Annotated in this window: 14 protein-coding genes and 1 tRNA gene; 2 read left to right on the top strand and 13 right to left on the bottom strand. The window is 38.1% G+C overall.

Annotated elements, in window-relative coordinates; translation table 11 throughout:
* Nucleotides 1-5 precede the first annotated feature (5 nt).
* The 7 genes from AAC026_RS09160 to AAC026_RS09130 all read right to left on the bottom strand — a co-directional run bounded on the left by AAC026_RS09160 (nt 6) and on the right by AAC026_RS09130 (nt 7,723).
* The gene (locus AAC026_RS09160; protein ID WP_339697194.1) at nt 6-890 is read right to left on the bottom strand and encodes a DNA adenine methylase; all 885 of its coding nucleotides are present in this window, start codon (nt 888-890) and stop codon (nt 6-8) included.
* Nucleotides 883-2,337, bottom strand: a complete 1,455-nt coding sequence (locus tag AAC026_RS09155; RefSeq protein ID WP_339697192.1) for a hypothetical protein — start codon at nt 2,335-2,337, stop codon at nt 883-885. Before AAC026_RS09155 ends, AAC026_RS09160 begins: the two co-directional genes overlap by 8 nt.
* A 30-nt stretch (nt 2,338-2,367) precedes the next feature.
* Entirely contained in the window at nt 2,368-3,810 is a 1,443-nt protein-coding gene (locus tag AAC026_RS09150) for a hypothetical protein (RefSeq protein WP_339697190.1), read from the bottom strand.
* A gap of 297 nt (nt 3,811-4,107) precedes the next feature.
* A complete protein-coding gene (locus tag AAC026_RS09145) occupies nt 4,108-4,569 on the bottom strand; it encodes a tyrosine-type recombinase/integrase (RefSeq protein WP_339697189.1) in 462 nt (153 codons plus the stop codon).
* 221 nt (nt 4,570-4,790) lie between these two features.
* Nucleotides 4,791-4,863, bottom strand: a tRNA-Thr gene (locus AAC026_RS09140).
* Nucleotides 4,864-5,020: 157 nt separating this feature from the next.
* Nucleotides 5,021-7,081, bottom strand: a complete 2,061-nt coding sequence (locus AAC026_RS09135; protein ID WP_339697187.1) for a DUF349 domain-containing protein — start codon at nt 7,079-7,081, stop codon at nt 5,021-5,023.
* A 54-nt stretch (nt 7,082-7,135) separates the two neighbouring features.
* The gene (locus tag AAC026_RS09130; protein ID WP_339697185.1) at nt 7,136-7,723 is read right to left on the bottom strand and encodes a YqgE/AlgH family protein; all 588 of its coding nucleotides are present in this window, start codon (nt 7,721-7,723) and stop codon (nt 7,136-7,138) included.
* 103 nt (nt 7,724-7,826) lie between these two features.
* Between AAC026_RS09130 and pdxH the strand changes: the two genes are divergently transcribed.
* Together pdxH and AAC026_RS09120 are read left to right on the top strand one after the other, a co-directional pair.
* A complete protein-coding gene (pdxH, locus tag AAC026_RS09125; RefSeq protein WP_339697183.1) occupies nt 7,827-8,468 on the top strand; it encodes a pyridoxamine 5'-phosphate oxidase in 642 nt (213 codons plus the stop codon).
* 134 nt (nt 8,469-8,602) lie between these two features.
* Nucleotides 8,603-9,073 carry a hypothetical protein gene (locus tag AAC026_RS09120; protein ID WP_339697181.1) on the top strand — a complete coding sequence of 157 codons (471 nt, stop codon included), beginning with the start codon at nt 8,603-8,605 and terminating at the stop codon, nt 9,071-9,073.
* 38 nt (nt 9,074-9,111) lie between these two features.
* On the opposite strand, the gene bshB1 is transcribed toward AAC026_RS09120, so the two are convergent.
* The 6 genes from bshB1 to AAC026_RS09090 all read right to left on the bottom strand — a co-directional run bounded on the left by bshB1 (nt 9,112) and on the right by AAC026_RS09090 (nt 16,183).
* Nucleotides 9,112-9,828 (bottom strand): bacillithiol biosynthesis deacetylase BshB1, encoded by a 717-nt coding sequence (bshB1, locus tag AAC026_RS09115; protein ID WP_339697179.1) that lies wholly within the window; start codon nt 9,826-9,828, stop codon nt 9,112-9,114.
* A 58-nt stretch (nt 9,829-9,886) separates the two neighbouring features.
* Entirely contained in the window at nt 9,887-10,849 is a 963-nt protein-coding gene (trxB, locus tag AAC026_RS09110; protein WP_062591748.1) for a thioredoxin-disulfide reductase, read from the bottom strand.
* Nucleotides 10,850-10,968: 119 nt separating this feature from the next.
* Entirely contained in the window at nt 10,969-11,832 is an 864-nt protein-coding gene (locus AAC026_RS09105; RefSeq protein WP_053224442.1) for an RNA polymerase sigma factor RpoD/SigA, read from the bottom strand.
* 98 nt (nt 11,833-11,930) lie between these two features.
* The gene (pnp, locus tag AAC026_RS09100; protein WP_339606246.1) at nt 11,931-14,057 is read right to left on the bottom strand and encodes a polyribonucleotide nucleotidyltransferase; all 2,127 of its coding nucleotides are present in this window, start codon (nt 14,055-14,057) and stop codon (nt 11,931-11,933) included.
* Nucleotides 14,058-14,167: 110 nt separating this feature from the next.
* Nucleotides 14,168-14,443 carry a 30S ribosomal protein S15 gene (gene rpsO, locus AAC026_RS09095; protein WP_339606245.1) on the bottom strand — a complete coding sequence of 92 codons (276 nt, stop codon included), beginning with the start codon at nt 14,441-14,443 and terminating at the stop codon, nt 14,168-14,170.
* A 72-nt stretch (nt 14,444-14,515) separates the two neighbouring features.
* On the bottom strand, nt 14,516-16,183 hold the full coding sequence (locus tag AAC026_RS09090) for an LptF/LptG family permease (protein ID WP_339697177.1): 1,668 nt from the start codon (nt 16,181-16,183) through the stop codon (nt 14,516-14,518).
* Nucleotides 16,184-16,186: the final 3 nt, after the last annotated feature.

Genomic DNA, 16,186 nt, shown 5'->3' with positions numbered 1-16,186 from the left:
GCGCTTTAAATACACTCTTTTAACAATTCTAGTTCTTCTTTTTTAGAAGTGAAAACTCTATCAGGCCTCTTTGTCCCATCTTTAAAAAACATTACTTCCGAACCCTTATAGTGCGAATCCGCACTATAGTTAATTCCAAATATTTCGTAATCAACGCCTTTATAAAGGTCTAAAATTGGTGCAACATTATCATAAGAAACAACCCAGTCATGATCTACAATTGATCGAATCTGTAGTGAAAGAGATTCATGATCCTGATGCTTAAAATGATTTTGATATAACCCATCCGCCTTTTCATAATATGGTGGATCGAAGTATATAAAACAGTGTTGAGAAAGCTTTGGAACTTCTTCTGTCAAGAACTCATCAATATGAAGGTTGTAAACATTAATCCTAGAAGAATACAGTCCAATTTTTCGAATTCTCTTAATAAGATTATCTTTTTTGAACCTAGCATCTATCTTGTAGTTTCCATCTTGATTTATACCTCCAATGACCCCGGCCTTTAATATCCCTGAACGATTAGTTCGATTCAGGTAAAACGCTCTAAAACCCAGCTCTAATTCAGATAATCCTTCAGGATTAGAATACTCTTCTCTAAACCTAAGCCATGTTTCAATGTTAACCGGTGTCTTCTGTATTAATTCACATAGTTGATCATTGCTACATTTAACAGAGTTCCAAAATGAATAGACACCAATATCCAGATCATTGATGTGTATGTCTCTAACATATTCAGAAAGTAACAATGATAAAGCGACACCTGATCCTCCAGCAAAAGGCTCAATGTAATCTGACCCGATCAGCTCGTTTTGCTCAATTACTTTTTTTAAATACCTAGAGAGTTTATTTTTCCCTCCGGGATATCTTAAAGGTGAAAAATTATCCATTTACACCTCGATTTGGAGAACTAAGGCGGTCGCACATTGCCTTGAAAAAAGGATGAAGCCTGTCCCATGTGGTAATAACCTCTGACGAAGAAGGTAATTCATTGGCTTCATGAATATAGCTATGCAAGGCATCGGTGGTATGAATTCTATCCTTTACGCCATTCCCTAACTCTCTAGCATATTTCAATCCGCTTATGCGGTTATTAGGATCGATATAATTCACTGCCGTCTTCACCTTCTCTTGAAGCTTAACATCAAAATCTTTCCAATCTCTGCTTCTTGATGGGTTAGGACTGGGACATGGGATAGACATCTCTTCAAGAAAAATCATCGTTAATTTTTCCAAAAATACCCTAATCATAACAGAAGAGCAATGCTTATATGTTTCAACAGGTAGTTTGGCCAATTCTACATAAAAGTTATGCATTTGATTATGAGCGATTTTCAGCCCCTTATCTGCTAATTTTTTCCTTTGCCTTTTTCTAGGAGCGGTCGGTTGAGTTGAGGTAGAATTTCCACCATTGTTTCCTTGACTTGAATTATTTGTTTGATCGTTGTTAGATGAGTTCGATGTTTCACCACTTTCATTTGTGCCAGAACTACTGTTTTGTTGTTCATCTTTTTGTGTTTCAGCTTTCGCACCTAAATCTAAAAAAGATTCTAAGAACGCTTTTCTATCAGAATCCAATTCAACGGTTGTGGTATTGAATTGAGAATCAATGATGGCCTCAAATATTGCTACTAATAAAGTAGCACCTACTTCTAAGTCATCATTCTCAAAATTTACAGAGCCATCTCGATTAATATTAACTCCTAGAAGCTCTTTGATATACTTTGAACCGAAAACCCTTTCAGCAACTGAGGACTTATCTTCCAATCCCGACAATATATAACCACAGTCATACCCGTGATTTGATAAGAATGAAACAGCCGCATACCAGCGATCATAAATCCCTTCTTCTGCATCGCTTCTAGACCTGGCAATTGGATCCCATTCTTTGGTGCCAGCCCCTCCCATTCCCCTATAATGCTTTCTCTTAATCCAAATTTGAGCATCCTCTGGAGTTAGTTCTACACACTCAACCTGCTTCAAGGGATTTTGTAAAAACTTCTCACTCAATTTTTTAAACCCATTGGCCTCTGGTAAGCCTTCTGCTAACTGTGGGTTCATTAATGTTTTAAGAGCCGTTATCCTTCTGTTTCCTTCAAAGACTATGTACCGATTACCCTGCCTATTATCTTTGTATATTATCAATTTAGATGAGGGGTCTAGTCTATTGCCTAAGTTGACAATATCCTTGGCTAAATCAAATACTTCGTGTTTGGGATGAAGCATTTCTCTAATAGCTAATAGCTCTCCACTAACTACATTATGACGTTTATTTTTGGGGTCTAAAAATATTGAAGCAATATCATAATACCCAGAGGTAAGACTGTTTAATTCCATGTGGTGTCCTTAATCAAAATTTCAGGTCATTTAAATTTTAGAAAGATCGAGGCCACTTACCAAATCGGTTTCTTCTTGAAGCATAAACTCCAAAAGGTCGATTAAGTTATCACAAATAGCCTTAGCATCCGAGGGTACAGCTCCAACTCTATAGTTATGAATAACCTGATGTTGGCGTTGCAAGTCAAAATTCTCAAACGCCTTCTTGATCCCTGTGTTCACTATTAACTCAGTAAAACACTTTTTTAACTCGTCAAAATCGGTATATGCCCTACGATTACCCTTCTTATCAAAAAAGGCAAGCCTAAAATAATTATGGTTAGATAAAGGTTTACCATTTGTCTGATGAGTGTTTTCAATAATATACTTCAAACAACACTCAAAAGTAACCCTGGTCAAGGCAACTTTGGCATTAGCAAAATTATCTTGGCTCAGATCATAACACTCCTTTATCAACCGTTCGAGTGATGAAGGAATACCTTTTCTAGTGTAACTTGGGCGATGCTTAACACTTTTCCTTTTAGGGGTAGGTGGGGCAGGTGGCTGACTTGGCGGTGAAGGCTGCCCTGAAGCTGGATTTTTGGGGTTATTGTCCTCTCTTGGTTTGCTGTCCCGCTGTTCACCACCATCTTCATCCTCATCTTCATCCCCTTGCGTAGGAGGAAAACCATAAGGAGAAAGTTTATTTAAAAATGCCTCTTGTTGAGTATCAATATCTCGAGAAGTCGTTTCCGGATGATCATTTAGGTAGGCAACCATCGCCTTAATATAGGAGGTAAAAAGGTCTCCATCTTTTATTATTACCTCATTCGTTGATTTACTCTTGAAGCTATAACCACAACGATTTTTATATCTGAACAGTCTTTCAAAGATAATCGTTTTACCGCCAGATTTCCCCTTGCCACTTCGCAGTAGCTTTTTAAAATCTTCTGAGCTTATATTGACCGCCTCATAATAGAAACTTGCAAGCTTGATCAAGTCCCGAGGAGTTGAGTCATACTCAACCATAGACTCCAAAGAGGTGCCAGATGAAAAGAGCCTATGGATTTCTATAGCTTTGGCAATTCTTCCCCATTGACGAAAAAGGTTACTAGTATGTTCCTGCCTTATACGCTCATTTAAATCACTCTCATTGTGATAAACCAGCACAGGAAGCTTCTCTAACTTTATCTTCTTTATATCTCCCAATCCATATTTCGATGGGTACTGCAAAGCTTTAACCGCGGCACATCTCCTGTTTCCGTCCTTGACTATATAGTTCTTGCCTTCTTTTAGAACCCAAAGAGGTCTATCAGGATAAAATTCATTGGCCTTGGATATTGCTTTTGCAATGTCCTCAGCAGATTCATTATAAAGCAAATAGTCAATAACATCTTCTTCTTTCTCGCTACCACTATAAAGCTCGGCAAATCGTGGATTTTCTTTATCAAGAATCAAATTATCAAGATGTATGGTCTTTGGGGTTGATTTCATACTACTACCTCTTGTCTACTTAAAATTTGAATTGTAAAACCGAATACTAGAAGAACCTACCACCCAACAACTACCCACTAAGCTTAGCTAATTTTAAAATAAAATCAATGGCGTGATAACCTTGTGTGCTACAATCAAAAAGTATCTTAAATCAATAAAACTGATTTTAAAACTACAACTTTTTTTCTGAAAATTCATGCCTGACCTAGAGGCTGTTCAGCTTTAGTTTAAGTGATTTTGATAAGAGAAATTTACTCTTTGCTCAATTCCGAATATAATCAAGAGATTTTAATTTGGTCACGATAGTGAAGGTGCTTTGGTAATCTGAGCATTAATCTCATCTAGTATTTTTTCTTGGATCATCTGACTATAATGCTTTTCTGTGATCTCAACACTTGAGTGACCAAGACCTGATGATATTTTCCGAATATCAATCCCCATTTTTAACCCAAGATTTGTCCAAGTATCTCGGGGTGTATAGGTGGATAGGTTTTTCTCTATCCCTAAATCAACAGCAATGCGCTTGATATTATCATTGAACCATGACAGCTTGCCTTTTTTTGTTTTGAAGATAGCTTCTCCTACTCGGTCTTCGGAAATGATTGGAAAGATATAGTTATCAGGTTTTTTATCTTGAGCATAATACTCAATGATTTTCAAATTTTCAGGGCTTTGCTTGATAGAGAAATTATCTTCCCGCTCTGTTTTCTTTCTTGTATAGCTAAAGCGTTTGCCGTCAAACTGATTGACCTTTGCCAATACCACGTCATATATCTAGTATGTCCGCCAACCAAATGACCTTCAATATATTTCAAATAGAAATAATATCAACCAAATCTGTTAAATCAAATATAGCTCATTAAAAAAGTATCTTATTTGATTGATTTATTGGGTTGTGAAAAGCACCTTTTTTTACACGCAAAAAGCACGCAAAAGGTCATAAAAAAAGAGAGCTACTTTCGTAACTCTCTGATTTTCAGAGCCTCCTATCGGGATCGAACCAATGACCTACTGATTACAAGTCAGTTGCTCTACCAGCTGAGCTAAGGAGGCAATACTATTTTCGGTTACTCAATGGCTAGTAAACTAGCGATTTCTAAGGAGGTTCCGAGGTGCTTTTCGTTCAAAGCGAGTGCAAATATAGGCCTCTGTTTTTATAATGCAAAAGCGTTCTAAACTTTTTTGATAAAAAAATCAGATTGCCTTAAAATCACATGCTACGCACCATTTTAAGTTGTTTTTTCAAGTGATCTATTTCTTCTTTTGCCTTCTCTATTTTCTCATCAAACTCAGCTTTCAGCTTATCGGCAGTTTTAGAATTAGCAAAGAATGAAAGATTGTTATTCCAAAGTGAAATGTTGTCTTCAATCTCTTGAATTTGTCTACGCAGCTCCCCTTCTTTCTTGTTTAATTTTCGGTCTGCATTCGGCCCATTTTGTAAGCCGCCAAGCTCCACCTTAATCATCAACTGCTCTTCTTCCTGTCCTTCTACGTCAAGCCCCTTCACATACTTGGCAAGTGCCTCAGAATACTTATGTTCAATAGACTTCATTGCTCCTCTTGGCACAAAGCCTACCGCCTGCCACATGGCCAAGAATTCATCCATTTCCTTTTCAGAACCTGTACCTTTATCGGCAGCATCTAGAATTGATTGAATGATGGCTTCTTTTTTCTTAAGGTTTTCTGCGTATTCAGAGTCTGCCTTGCTCAAGTTTGCTCTTCTGTTATTAAAGAATGCATCGCAAGCGGCTTTAAATTTCTCGTAAATTGAGTTTCTCACCTTCTCAGGCACAGGCCCAATATCTCTCCACTGTTGCTGCAGCGTCTTTAATTTATTTGCAGTCGAATCCCAATCCGTACTTTCTTGCAACTCAATGGCTTTTTGAATCAAGGCTTCTTTCTTTTCTAAGTTCTCTTGGCGCATGCCTTCCAACTTCTTAAAGAAATCATTCTTGTTACTAAAGAATTTCTTGAAATCGCCCCAGAAGATTTTGTTCACTTCTTTGGCATGCTCTCTTGGCAAACCACCAATGGCATCCCATTTTTTCTGTAAGGCCAAAATCTCTTTGGTCTTGGCATTCCATTTATTGATGCGATCTGAATCAAACTCTGTAAAGGCTTTTAGTTCAGCAGCAAGTACTTTTTTCTTTTCAAGGTTTTCGTTCAGCTCACCTTTAAGGCTATCCAAATATTCCTTTCGCTTATGGTAAACCTTATCCGAAGCGGCTTTAAAACGCTGCCAAAGCTCTTCTTGTACTTCTTTTGGCACAGGGCCAATATTTTTATACTCCTCATGGAATTCATTCAACTGAATGATGGCATCCTTGAGGTTATCCATTTGGTCAAGTGCTTCAGCTTTTACACAAAGCTCTGTTTTGGCCTCTTGGTTTTTCTTTCTATCTAGTTCTTTAAGTTCAAAAAGGATGTGGCGGTTATTGTAGAACCTATCGATAAGGGCATTGTAATTGGCCCAAAGTGTTCTGTTATGTTGGTTTGGTACCTGCCCTACCTTTTTCCATTCTTCCTGGATTTCTTTAATTGGGTTTAAGCTAGTGGTTGCTTCTTCATCCACCAACTCTCTCAATTTGTCCAGAAGCTCAGTTTTCTTCTGTAAGTTCTTTTCTTTGTTCGCCTCGCGTTCTTTATAGTAAGTATGCTTTTTGTCCTTGATCAGGCGCAAAGAAGCATCAAAGCGATTGTATAATCTATCGTGACGATACTCAAAGTCGGCCTCTTCACCTCCATCGGCAATGAATTTATCTAAAGCTTCCTGACGAGCTGCATCTTCGGTTTCTTGAAATAACGGCTCAATTTGGGCAAGAATAGCGTCTATTTTTTTAAAGTTATTCTCAGAAGTTAATTCTTCAATTACTTCTGTGAGCTGCTCTCTGGTATGATTTGAATAATCGATAACTTGATGATCTTCCTCATCATCGTGATCATGTTCCTCTTCCGTATCAACATCTTCTGCTTCTTCCGAAGTAACAGCAACATCTGAAGCATGAGCTTCCTCAGTCTCAGCAATTACTGGTTCTTCAGCCTGACCTGGAGCCTCTTCTACTGGTGTAGTTTCCTCAACCGTAGCTTCTTGTGGAACATCAACTTCGGGCTTAACTTCTTCAACGGGCGTTACCACCTCTTCAACAGCTTTATTTTCAACTGTTTCAGATACTGATTCCGTTTGAGGTGTTTCTAAATTTTCGGTATTCTTATCAGCATTCGAATTTTCGATATTCTGATCACCTGACTGCATACTCTTTTCTTCACTCATAAATTCTAATCGACCTAGAGGTCGCTCCGTAACAAACCAAAGTTAACAAAACTATTAATTCAAACGCGGGTCTGCGGGGTAATTTGAGAACACTTTATACTTTCCGCCCATTTCATTCAAGATAGACTTCCACAATTCGTCTTCATTTAGGTCAAAAATCTGGCGGGTAGTGGCTTTGGGCTTTACAAACCACGATTGACTATCCAACTCTTTTCTCAGTTGTCCTTTGGACCAGCCTGAATAACCTAAAAAGAATTTGATTTCATTCTCACCTACCTGACCATTGGTAATCATGGATTTTATTTGCTCATAGTTTCCAGACCAAAACAATCCGTCCCCTATTTCTATTGCTCCTTCTACTGGAGTTTGAATTCTATGGACATAATGAAGTGTATTTTGTTCAACAGGCCCTCCAAGGTTCAAACGGCCATTAAAGCCATTCAAATGAAAACTGTCATTCATTACTTCATCCAAAAGTAAGTCCGTCATTTTATTCACCACTAAGCCAAAAGTGCCCTCTTCTCCATTTTCGCAAACTAAAATTACCGTGCGATCAAAATTGGGGTCATGCAGAAAAGGTTCGGAGATCAGAAGATCTCCGTTTTGTGGGTCGGGAATATTTTTATCGTATTCTAATCGCATTGCTGTGAGTTTTGAATTTATAGAACGAATTTTGGAATGCCTAATTTAGAAAACAAAGATTCGTCCTTAGGCTGTTATATTTGCAAGAACAGAAGTTTTCTCTATGACCAACATTGCCGATTTAAGACAGGAGTATACCAAAGCTAGTTTGGATTTGGATACTATTGCCCCTTCTCCGTTTACTCAATTCAGAAAGTGGTTTGATGAAGCGGTTAAAAGTGAAGTTTTAGAGCCTAACGCTTTTGTATTGAGCACTGTAGCTGAAGGCGGAAAGCCCTTTCAGCGTACGGTTTTAATGAAAGCTTTGGATGATACTGGAGTGGTTTTTTATACCAATTACAAGAGTAGAAAGGCGCAACAGATTGATGCTAACCCTTATGTATCGGTTCTTTTTCCTTGGTATGCGCTAGAAAGACAGGTGGCGATCACGGGAAGAATTGAGAAAGTAACCAAAATGGAGTCTTTGGCTTACTTTACCTCTCGGCCTTTCGGCAGCCAACTGGGTGCTTGGGTTTCGCACCAAAGCCAAGTGATTAAGTCGAGAAGTATTTTGGAAATGAAGCTTCAGGAAATGAAAGCCAAATTTATGGACGGAAAAGTGCCTCTTCCCGATTTCTGGGGTGGCTACCGTATTATTCCAGAAACTTTCGAGTTTTGGCAAGGACGCCAAAGCAGGCTGCACGATAGAATCATGTATCAGAAATTAGACAACGAAAACTGGTCCACTTTTAGAATGGCGCCTTGATTTAAAATAATTTTAGTCGCTCCTATTATTATTCAACAGTTTATACTCACCTTTATTTGAAAGATTAGCACCGCTATTCAATAGCGCATTTGGGAGGTTTCCTGCATCAATCAATTACACTTAACCTAATGATTATGAGCCGAAACATCCTTTGTCTATTCTGTGTTCTTCTTTTTTCTTTTAGCACAGTAGCTCCAGCACAATCAAACAGCTATCCTCAAATCCAAAAGCTCTTAAATCAAACTAAGGGTCAGCGGCTTATAAAGGATATGTTTGAAAATGAGAGTTTAGTAAGTCAGTCCATCACTGTCAACTCTTTTACTATTGTAAAAAAAGACAAAGATTTAGGCCAATTAGAAACCCGATACTATGATGTGCCGTGGGAAGATAAATTTCGCGTTGGATGCGCTGATGTGAAGCACAACAAAAAATTAATCGAATGTGATTTCTATTTTGAAAAGGACTTTAAATATACATTAAAGTGGCTCAATGATAATGATGAAGCCACGGAACATAAGACATCTATCATTAGTGTTTACTTGATAAAAAAAGACAAGAACAGAGATGAGTTCTTTGACCAAATAAGGCCGTTTCGATCAAATTAACAGCATTTCATTGGGTAATGAGGTTGTTTTAGTACTTCCTAAAGTAAGTCAAAAACATCTCCTACTCCTGTCATTCGCTCGACATTAAAACCTTCACCGTATTGCACTCCAATTTCATGACCGTAATGGATGGCTCTGGCTTCTACCATTTTCATAAATTCGGGAGAAGAAATGTAGGTATTAGTTTCGTTGCTATTCGGATCGAAGAACTGTGAAGTAAAGGCCCTGATAGAAGCAATCTTCTTTTCCCAAACTTCAGAAACATCCACCACAAAATTTGGCTGTGACGGAATGCTTTGGATATAATGATATACTACTTTCGGTCGCCAAGCGGCTTGCTCAACACCGTCAATTTCTGTCTTAACATTCTTTAAACCAGCAAGAAAGCAAGCTTCTTTAGACAATTGAGATGCTCTTCCGTGATCTGAATGTCTATCATCAAAAGCATTGGCCAAAACGATTTCTGGTTGATACTTCCTGATCATTTTAATCACTTCTAGCTGGTGTTCTTCATCATTTTTAAAGAAACCATCGCGAAAGCCTAAATTTTCTCTTGCGCTCAAACCTAAAATCTCAGCCGATTTATTTGCCTCTTGTTGCCTTATTTCTGGTGTACCACGTGTTCCCAATTCACCTCTTGTAAAATCTACAATGCCTGCTTTTTTACCGTTAAGAATTGCTTTAAGTAATGTGCCAGAACATGAAAGTTCAACATCATCAGGGTGGGCAGCGAGGGCAAGAATATCTAACTTCATAATCTTTAAAATAATAAGAGGGATTGACCAAACTCAAACCCTCTTTATCAATTCATTTTTATCCTTTTGCCTCTTCTAGCTCTTCTTCTTTCGCAGTCAAGAATCGCTCCGCATCTAAAGCTCCCATACAACCAGTACCAGCAGCGGTTACAGCTTGACGATACACTCTGTCCGCAGCATCGCCAGTAGCAAACACTCCTTCAATATTGGTTTTAGACGTTCCAGGAATCACTTTCAAGTAACCTGTTTCGTCCATATCAAGGAAGCCTTTAAAAATATCGGTGTTTGGCTTATGACCAATGGCCACAAAGAAACCTTTGATATCAATCTCTTTCTTTTCTCCAGTTTGGTTATTTACTACCCTTACACCTGTTACACCAGTATCATCGCCCAAAACTTCTTCTGCTTCGGTATTCCAGTGTACTTCAATGTTTTTAGTATTTAATACACGCTTCTGCATGATTTTAGACGCTCTCATTTCGTCTCTTCTTACAAAAAGGTGCACTTTCGGGCAAATATTGGCCAAGTAAGTAGCTTCTTCGGCAGCAGTATCACCCGCTCCAACAACCGCTACATCCATTCCTTTGTAGAAAAATCCATCGCATACTGCGCAGGCAGACACACCTTTATTTGCATAAGTTTTTTCTGATTCTAAACCTAAGTATTTTGCAGTAGCACCTGTAGCTATAATTACAGCATCAGCAGTTATCAAATGTTTGCCTTCATCGATCCAAACTTTATGAGGGTAGCCAGAAAAATCAACTTTTGTAGCTAAACCATAACGGACATCGGTATTGAATCTTTCTGCCTGTTTTTGAAAATCGATCATCATTTGAGGTCCATTCACTCCTTCTGGGTAACCAGGATAATTCTCCACATCGTTTGTAGTGGTAAGTTGGCCGCCCGGTTCGCCACCCGTGTATAAAACTGGGTTTAAACCTGCTCTAGAAGCATAAATGGCTGCAGTATAACCTGCAGGACCCGAACCAATGATTAATACTTTTACTTTTTCTTCAGTCATTTTTTTGTTGCTTGATTTTCAAAACTAAACGATTAACAGCACTTGGGCAATCCTTGTTCCCTAGTCCAAATAAAAAAGGTCTCCTTCTCAAGAGACCTTTAAAATAATGTATGTTCTACTTAACCCAAATAAGGTTTCAAAGCTTTACTTCGCGATGTATGTCTCAATCTTCTGATTGCCTTCTCTTTGATCTGACGAACTCTTTCTCTAGTCAAATTGAATTTCTCACCAATTTCCTCTAGGGTCATTGAGTGCTCTCCATTCAATCCAAAATAAAGTGAAATCACGTCCGCCTCTCTTTGAGTAAGTGTTGAAAGTGCTCTTTGAACTTCTCTTCTCAATGAATCATTCATCAAACCAGTATCTGGCTTTTCATCCATGTCATTTTCGAGAACGTCCAAAAGACTGTTTTCTTCACCTTGAACAAATGGAGCATCCATTGATACGTGACGACCTGAAATTTTCATGGTGTCAACGATTTCATTGGTAGTTACCTCCAATACTTCTGCAAGTTCATCTGGAGATGGCTCACGTTCGAATTTTTGTTCTAACTCAGAAAAAGTTTTTGAGATTTTATTTAATGAACCTACTCTGTTCAATGGCAACCTTACAATTCTAGATTGTTCGGCAAGTGCCTGAAGAATAGATTGACGAATCCACCAAACGGCATAAGAAATAAACTTAAAACCTCTAGTTTCATCAAACCTTTGTGCTGCTTTAATCAAGCCAAGGTTACCCTCGTTAATTAAATCGCCCAAAGAAAGTCCTTGGTTCTGATATTGTTTAGCTACCGAAACCACAAACCTCAAGTTTGCTTTAGTAAGCTTCTCCAACGCCAACTGATCTCCTTCACGTATTCTCTGAGCAAGCGTTACTTCCTCATCGGGAGTCAAAAGATCTACCTTACCGATTTCCTGTAAGTATTTGTCTAGAGATTGAGACTCTCTATTCGTTATCTGCTTACTAATCTTAAGCTGTCTCATTCAATTAATTGTGATTTAAAACTGTGACAAGAAACTAAACATCATGGAATCTATGAAAAGTTCCTCTATTAATAACACCTTTATACTGCTTTAGTTAATTAATCTTTTGCAGGTTTTGGTAGAAGTGCCTTTCTAGACAATCTAAATTTCCCTGTTTTCTTATCAACTTCAACAAGCTTAACGGTAATCTCTTCTCCTACTTCCATCAAACCGTCCATTTTTTCAACGCGCTCCCATTTGATTTCAGAAATATGAAGTAAACCGTCTTTACCAGGCATAAACTCAACAAATGCACCAAATGGCATAATTGATTTTACTTTACCTTCGTAAGTCTCGCCAACTTCAGGAATAGCCACTATGGCTTTAATTCTAGCTAAAGCAGCGTTCATAACTTCTTTGTTTTCAGCAAAAACTGTAACAACTCCGTTATTAGCTTCTTCTTCAATAATAACAGTTGCTCCTGTTTCTTTCTGGATTTCTTGAACTACTTTTCCACCAGGTCCGATTACCGCACCGATTTGGTCTTTACCAATGATCACCTTCTCACTTCTAGGAACATGAGGCTTGTAATCTTCTCTTGATGTGGCAAGGGTTTTCTTCATTTCGTTAAGAATATGAAGTCTACCTTCTCTTGCTTGGTTCAAAGCTTTTTCAAGTACTTCGTAAGAAAGGCCATCTACTTTAATGTCCATTTGACAAGCAGTGATTCCTTTTTCAGTACCTGTTACTTTAAAGTCCATATCTCCTAAGTGATCTTCATCACCCAAAATATCAGAAAGGATAGCGTATTTTCCACTTTCAGCATCAGAGATCATCCCCATTGCTATACCTGAAACTGGGCCAGAAATCTGAACACCTGTATCCATTAAGGATAATGATCCAGCACAAACTGTTGCCATTGATGACGAACCGTTTGACTCAAGGATGTCAGACACTAAACGAATAGTATATGGGTTTTTGTCAGAAGAAGGCAATACTTTTTTCAATGCACGCATTGCTAAGTTACCATGTCCTACTTCTCTTCTACCTGGACCTCTATTTGGCCTTACTTCACCCGTTGAAAAACCAGGGAAGTTATAGTGTAGAATGAATTTGTTTGTGCCATGTTCTGTAGCACCATCAATCATTTGCTCATCAAGCTTAGTACCTAATGTACAAGAAGTTAATGATTGTGTTTCACCTCTAGTGAATACTGCAGAACCGTGGGCAGAAGGTAAGTAATCAACCTCAGACCAAATTTGTCTGATTTCATTGAATTCTCTACCGTCAAGTCTTTTGCTTGAATCTAAAACGAAGTTTCTAGCAGCGGCTTTGTGTATTTTCTTAAAGTATTGGCTAATCAAGAAAGAATCATATTCGTGATCTTCAGGAAGTGCATCTACCCATTCTGTTTTGATGTCTTTTACATCACTGCTTCGAATTGATTTATCAGCAGTTTGTTTTGCTACTGAGGCATAAAGCTTATCATAAAGATCAGACTTCATTTTTTCATAAAGCAATTCATCATTGTTTTCATGAGAATATTCGCGCTTTTCAGTTTTACCTGCTTCAACAGCTAATTCTATCTGTGCTTGGCACTGGATTTTAATGGCATCATGAGCAATTTTCATTGCTTCAAGCATGTCGGCTTCAGAGACTTCGCTCATTTCACCTTCTACCATCATAATATTATTGATATCGGCAGCTACAATAATCTCAAGTTCAGATGCTTCAGCAACTTCCTTACTTGGGTTTAATTTGAACTGACCTTCGTGTTTTACTACTCTTATTTCTGAAATAGGCCCATTAAAAGGAATGTCAGAAACAGAAAGTGCGGCAGAAGCAGCAAGCGCAGCAAGTGCATCTGGTTGTACGTCTTTATCGTATGAAATCATCGAGATCATTACCTGCGTATCGGCATGGTAATCATCTGGAAAAAGAGGACGAAGGGCTCTGTCTACCAAACGGCAAATCAATACTTCGTGATCAGAAAGCCTACCTTCTCTTTTCAAAAATCCACCAGGGATTTTACCAGCAGCGGCAAATTTTTCTTGATAGTCGACAGAGAGAGGAAGAAAGTCGACATTTTCTTTAGCATCTTGAGCAGATACTACTGTGGCGAGCAACATGGTGTCACCCATTCTTACTACAGCCGAACCATCGGCTTGTTTCGCTAGCTTACCCGTTTCAATCGTTATGATTTGACCATCAGGCATTTTGATGGTTTTAGTTATTACATTCAGCATAAAATATTTTTTGTGTAGTACAGCGCGGGGAGATCAAAAACAACCAGCAGTATGCGAAATAAGTAAAGAAGGGAATCCACAATGAACTCCCTTCTTTTTAATTAGTTGTATTACTTACGTAAGTTCAATTCAGCGATGATTGCTCTATATCTTTCAATGTCAATCTTGATAAGATAATCTAGTAATCTTCTTCTTTTACCTACTAACTTAAGTAATCCAGTTCTTGAAGAGTGATCTTTTCTATTACTCTTTAAGTGCTCTGTAAGGTGGTTGATACGGTAGGTAAAAAGAGCAATTTGAGACTCAGGAGAACCTGTATCTTTTTTTGCCTTTAACCGACCATGATTCTCAAACAACTCAACTTTCTTTTCGCTTGATAAATACATGCTTAGCTAAAATTTGATAATTAAAATTTAAAAACAGCCGCAAAGATAATTTATACCCGACTAGTAAACAAGTTAGGCCGTTTTTAATTGCTTCTTCTTTGTGAAGTACTTTTTTATTTTCTCCAACCAAACGGCATAAAAATCAGCTTCAAACAAACGAGCGTCTTTACTGGCCTGACGCAAAAAGAAAAGACCGAATGGCAACAGTATGAGATTGGCCATCCACATAGCAAATAGAGGGTCTACCACTCCTTGCTTCCCCCATTTATCGCCCATGGTATTTAAGGTATAATAGATTAAAAAGAAGATTACCGATATGATAACTGGCAGCCCAAGCCCTCCTTTTTTAATAATGGCTCCAATGGGAGCGCCAATTAAAAACATTACTAGGCATGCAAAAGATCTTGAAATTTGTTGCGCTCTGGTAACCTTAAATTTATTTTTATCTCTTTGAACAGTAGCTAGAGTACTAATGTTCGCTTTAATGGTGGCGTTACTTGATCGGGCACTATTTAGAGCCGTAGCATAAATATTCATTTTCTTTGCTCTAGTGTTGTAAAATGCTTCTATTTCATCAACGAGTTCATCATCTGTCATTACAACACCTTTCACCTTAGTTTCGGTTGTTACGCTAGGAGCAACTGGCGTTTGCATAAAAGCAACCTCTGGAAGTTCATCTACAGGAAGGTCTCTTGACTCTAAAGTTATCTCTTCCACTCCGTGATTGACTAAACTCTCAAGCTCAGCAGCTTTCGGCTTTTTCCTTGTTGTTCTAAGTGAATCATAAAAGCTGAGCTCTTTTTCTACTTGTTCAGGAATATCCACTTCTCTCAACATATGGTAGCTAAACTTCCCTCCTATCTGTCTGAAAAGTGTTTTCTTACTTCTCAAAATATCCAAACTCATAGAGTCTACCCCAACTTTTAAATCTCCTCTGGTTTGCACTAACCTACTTCTACTAAAGGCATTTTGATCTGTTTCGCCCATATCAAATGAAGAAAGATCAAATCTTATTATGCTTTTACTAAAGCGGTTTCTTACAAACTGTCCTCCATCAATTTTTTGATCATACTTCTCGTTACTCCCTTCGTCATACTTAATTCCACTATAAAGCTCTAAAGCCAAATACCTCTGGTTCATAAAGGTGTACATACGACCAGAGTCTGCCAGAATCACTTCTTTATTACCTCTTTTACTTCGATTAGTATGGTCATATATGATGATGTCGAGAAGTCGTTCATCGTCAATTTTTTTATTCACCTTAATGCTGTAGCCCGGAATTCCATTGTAAAAAACCCCCTCTCTTATATCTAAAGCAGGCTTTTTAGATCGCATATCCCAAAGAAGGCTATAAGTTTTGAGGTTGGTCTTAGGTACCAATTCAGTGTTGAAATAGTATGTAAACCCTGTAAGAAAAAGGACAAAGACAAAAATGGGAGCTAAAGATCGCACCAAGGATATGCCAGAACTCTTAACCGCAGTAAGTTCTGAGTGCTCTCCTAAATTACCAAAGGTCATAATTGCACTAAGAAGAACTGCTAAAGGAAAAGCATCAGGGGAAGCAGATATTGAAAAATAGGTGATCAGTTCAGCAAACACCGAAAACTCTAGCCCCTTGCCCATAATTTGATCAAAGTACTTTAGTAAAGTGACCAAAAGCAGTATGAAATCTACAACGATTAGGGTAAGTAAAAATGGCCCAATGAAAGAGCCAAACACCAATTTATCAATCTTCTTCATTCC

Origin of the sequence: uncultured Roseivirga sp. (genome assembly GCF_963973945.1) — a bacterium.
Classification (GTDB): Bacteria; Bacteroidota; Bacteroidia; order Cytophagales; family Cyclobacteriaceae; genus Roseivirga.
The sequence above is the reverse complement of the archived record's forward strand: the minus strand, read 5'-3'. Positions and strand labels throughout refer to the sequence as shown.